The 4,254-nt window shown below is 45.0% G+C and carries 4 protein-coding genes and 1 pseudogene; all 5 read right to left on the reverse strand.

The genetic code is table 11. The annotated features are described in order from the left end of the window. Positions 1-46: 46 nt before the first annotated feature. Complete coding sequence (gene upp, locus H6S82_RS20715; RefSeq protein WP_190460830.1) at positions 47-682, reverse strand: uracil phosphoribosyltransferase; 636 nt, start codon at positions 680-682, stop codon at positions 47-49. A gap of 72 nt (positions 683-754) precedes the next feature. After that, positions 755-1,156: a response regulator gene (locus tag H6S82_RS20720; protein ID WP_190460827.1), complete on the reverse strand. Its 402-nt coding sequence runs from the start codon at positions 1,154-1,156 to the stop codon at positions 755-757. 31 nt (positions 1,157-1,187) lie between these two features. Further along, positions 1,188-2,414, reverse strand: coding sequence for a URC4/urg3 family protein (locus H6S82_RS20725; protein WP_190460825.1), 1,227 nt, complete (start codon positions 2,412-2,414; stop codon positions 1,188-1,190). Positions 2,415-2,496: 82 nt separating this feature from the next. After that, entirely contained in the window at positions 2,497-3,759 is a 1,263-nt protein-coding gene (locus tag H6S82_RS20730) for a GTP cyclohydrolase II (RefSeq protein WP_190460822.1), read from the reverse strand. A gap of 198 nt (positions 3,760-3,957) precedes the next feature. Continuing rightward, a pseudogene (locus H6S82_RS20735) lies at positions 3,958-4,254 on the reverse strand (hypothetical protein); the annotation flags it as partial.

Raw genomic sequence — 4,254 nt, forward strand, 5'->3', positions numbered from 1 at the left:
CTTGGGGCGATTTAACTTTTGACTTTTGACTTTTGACTTTTGACTTTTATTTTGTCCCGTAGAGACGATCGCCAGCATCTCCAAGTCCCGGTACAATATAACCGTGTTCGTCCAAATAATCATCTATTGCCGCCGTATAGATAGGAACATCGGGATGTTGTTCGTGAAAATGTGCAATTCCTTCTGGTGCGGCTAGCAAACATAAAAACTTGATCGAAAGGGGATTGACTTCCTTAATTCTGTCAACAGCAGCAACAGCAGAATTTCCCGTTGCCAACATGGGATCGACAATCAAAACATCTCGCTGTTCGATATCTTGAGGAACCTTAAAATAATATTCAATTGCAACAAGAGTTGTGGGGTCGCGATACAAACCGATATGTCCTACCCGCGCCGAAGGAATTAATTCTAAAATGCCATCCAAAATCCCCTGTCCCGCTCGCATAATCGAGATAATTACCATCTTTTTTTCCGCTGCCAGCATCGGTGCTAACATAGGAGCGATCGGCGTTTTAATTTCTTCGTACCTCAGCGGCAAATCTCGCGTCACCTCATAAGCTAACAACATCCCAATTTCTCTAAGCAAGTTGCGAAATTTTGCCGTGCTGGTTTCCGTTAGACGCATCAGCGTCAACTTATGCTGGATTAAGGGATGGTCGATTACAGTAACATTAGCTGTCATTTTTTAGCCTAGATAGCTGTGGCTTTGAATTTTTGAGTTTAACGCACCTATTTGCAAATTTCTCACAATATTTCATTCTTCAGCCAGCTTCGCCGCCTGGTATTTTTCAGTCGCTTCTTGGACGACAGCCTTAAGTTCGTCTATATTGCAAGGCTTGGTAATTAATTTAAACACCTGAGCCTTTTTCATATTTTCTCCGAGTCCGTCCATTTCTTCGCCGAGTCCGCTGAGAAGAATGCGAATTGTATGGGGAAAACGTTCGATCGTAGTGGTTAAAAATTCTACACCAGTCATTTGCGGCATGAGATGATCGGAAATAATCACCGCCATTTCGCCTTCTCGATCGAGAGTTTCCAGCGCGACGGACGGACTTTCTGCTTTAAATATTTGAAACTGACGCCGAAACGTCCTGTACATCAAGTCCAGGTTTTCCGGTTCGTCATCAACCACCATTAGCTTCGGTTTTTCAGACATTTGCAAATTTAACTCGGCTATTTACTAATTTTTAAAACACCGTTCCATCACTTTGTATTTGAATGGGGGGAACACCACCTTCTCTTAATAATGATGCTATTTTGCGTCCAGCACTCCAGGTTCCTCCTTGTAATACTTTCACTAGCGGTAATTCAGCAGCGCTCATATTTAGCTTTTGTCTGATGGCGGCGGCAATCCGATCGAGCAAAGCGACGGTTAACGCTCGCCATTCTACAATTATCTCAGATCCGACTGGATAAGGTTCGCGCCACACATCTGGCTGTTTTAACTCAAGGAGTCCCTTATCCAAGCACAAACCGCCGTTGCGATATTCTGGCAAACCGGTCAGCTCGTCCAGTCCGGTAATTTCTAACCCGATTTCCTGGAGCGGTTCGAGGAGAGAATAAGTTAACCACTGGGAAAGTTTGTGAAATGGCACGTAGCGATCGCTCTCCCGATCTCCTCCCAAAGATGGATGTATCCACATATCGCCTAAGTTGACACCTGCGATGGCCAATCTCCCCGGCCAAATTTCCCCCAATCCCTCTAAAACTGCACTCAATACCTTACTTGCCGCCAGTCGATCGTTCTTTTTATCCAGCAGGTAATCTACCATATTTCCCGGACGCGGATTGTCTGTACCAAAAACTGTTACATTTTGAGTTAGCACCTGTCCCAAACACTGTAATAATTCTAACCTGCCCTCTACACCTACCAAAGGATTCTCGGCGCTTACCTGAAATCCTTCTTTTAGCGCTTCTGCGGTCAAATCTTGCAGTTTTTTCGCATCAGCTTGCCAAGGTAAATCTGGGTTACTGGAAAAAACGCCTTGACAAAACATCCGAAAACTCGCTATTGCCAATCCTTCCGAACGACGAAACACCTGTCCGGTTTGTTGTTCCCGATATTGCCAACTTGCACCCGCACCGGCATCCAGCAAAACACTGATAATTGCTAGATCGAATTTTACTTTAGCTTTTTCTAGGGGTGAGAGTTCGGTCAAAGTGCGATCGAGTTCGGTGAGGCGCGAAACCTTACCCACCTCGAAATGTCGCCAGCGACTGTGAAAAGGTATTTCCAGGTTGGGATAATCTTCGCGCATCACTTCTATAACATAGTCGGCGCACTTATCCAATTTTGTTAAATCTACGCGAAAGTAATTCAGCTTATTCTCACACGCTAATTTAAAGATGCGATCGCACCTTTCTCGAATCGCCGTTGGAGTTCTCAAATAGGCAATAATTTCTTCTTCTTTCATAATTTTTCAATAGCAAACTTAATGACCACCCGCCCAGATATCCGATTTCTTGAAGAAATCGGATATCTGCGGTTATTTATTTCTACTCTTCCAAACCGCGACCCTTAATTCCCGCCAACGCGATCGCATCTGGAACTTCTCCCGGTGTGAAGTAACCTGCTGCTTGTTTAGCGGCGATTTCCACTTTGGCATCATCGGGAATTCGATCTTCAGGAATCGCAATTCTTTCGACTATTTGAATACCAGAATTGACAATCGCGTTATACTTCATATCGCTCATCGAAACCAAGCGATCGATCCTCGTAATTCCCAACCAATGCAACACATCCGGCATTAGTTCTTGAAAGCGCATATCTTGAACACCCGCCACACATTCGGTACGAGCGAAATAGGCATCAGCGCGATCGCCTCCTTCCTGACGTTTGCGAGCATTATAAACCAAAAACTTAGTAACTTCGCCCAAAGCGCGACCTTCTTTCCGGAAATAAACAATTACACCCGCACCGCCTGACTGTGCTGTTTGGATGCAAACTTCAATTCCGTGTACCAAATAAGGACGACAAGTGCAAATATCGGAACCGAACACATCCGAACCGTTACATTCATCGTGTATCCGCACCGCCAGCAGTCGATTCGGATCTGTAATTGCCTCGACATCTCCGATTACATAAACCGTAATTCCCCCAATTGGAGGTAAGAAAACGTGCAAATCCGGACGAGTCACCAACTCTGGGAACATACCACCCGTTTGTTGAAAAAGAATGCGCCGTAAATCGCTTTCCTTAACTTGAAGTCGCTGAGCAATTCCCGGTAGATACCAAACCGGATCTATCGCAACTTTAGTTACTACCAAATTACCATTACTTTTGAGAATTTTACCATCAATTTGCAATTCACCTTTGGCTACTTCATCTAACAATTCGGGCATATTGATGTGAGCTTTGGTGACGGCAATTGTGGGGCGAATATCGTAACCCTGTTCGTAAAATTGGGTGTAAACTTCACCGACAATGGCACCAAAAGGATCGAGAGAGATAATGCGATCGGGATCGGCCCAACTGGGATGCGGCCCAATGCGAACAACGGGAGAGGTATTTGTCAAGTCCGGACGGTGATTTGCTTGAAGTGCGCCGGATGCGATCGCCAGTGCGCGATAGACAGCGTAAGATCCGGAGTGAGTGCCGATCGCATTGCGCTGATTGGCATTAGTTAGCGTACCAATAATCGGCCCCCGTTCGATCGGGTCGCTTTTTCCCCAATGTATTGCCGGTTTTTGAGCGGATCTATGGGGATGGGAAGTCAGAACAATATGCTTGTGCTTAGATACTGGTTTTTGGTTATCCATAAATTACCCGGTCGGTATTTTTAACTCGTAAGGGTAAATAAACTAATATCTTAGCAAGCAAATTTTCCATTTGGCAGTATCCTGCACTGCTAAATTCATAATTAAACAAACCCGGTTTTTAGTCTTTTAATGCCTAATACCCGATGGTAAACAAGTAAGGTGGGCAATGCCCACCCTACGCAAATGGAAGACTCGATCTCAGGCAGTACGGGCGGGTCTATTTACAAACGACACAGCTGCGATCGTTGCTGCCAAAGCCAACATTACACCTCCTACGAGAGCAAAAGTAGGGCCAAGTTTAATTTGTTGGGCAATTGGCTGAATAATAATAGGAGAAAAGAATTGCCCCAAAAACATAGAAGTTGTCAAACCTCCCAGCAATCTTCCCCTAGCGGCAACAGGTGCGATCGCATTCAGCCAAACATTCATATTGGGAAGCATCAAACCCAATCCCAAACCGGCAACAATTAAACCGAGAACTGCGAAAGCGTAAAT

Source organism: Planktothrix sp. FACHB-1355, from assembly GCF_014748295.1.
GTDB lineage: Bacteria > Cyanobacteriota > Cyanobacteriia > Cyanobacteriales > Aerosakkonemataceae > Aerosakkonema > Aerosakkonema funiforme_A.

What these genes read in the sequence shown, in the direction of transcription:
- upp (WP_190460830.1), bottom strand. Translation starts at nt 682, where the DNA reads ATGACAGCTAATGTTACTGTAATCGACCATCCCTTAATCCAGCATAAG.
- H6S82_RS20720 (WP_190460827.1), bottom strand. Translation starts at nt 1,156, where the DNA reads ATGTCTGAAAAACCGAAGCTAATGGTGGTTGATGACGAACCGGAAAAC.
- H6S82_RS20725 (WP_190460825.1), bottom strand. Translation starts at nt 2,414, where the DNA reads ATGAAAGAAGAAGAAATTATTGCCTATTTGAGAACTCCAACGGCGATT.
- H6S82_RS20730 (WP_190460822.1), bottom strand. Translation starts at nt 3,759, where the DNA reads ATGGATAACCAAAAACCAGTATCTAAGCACAAGCATATTGTTCTGACT.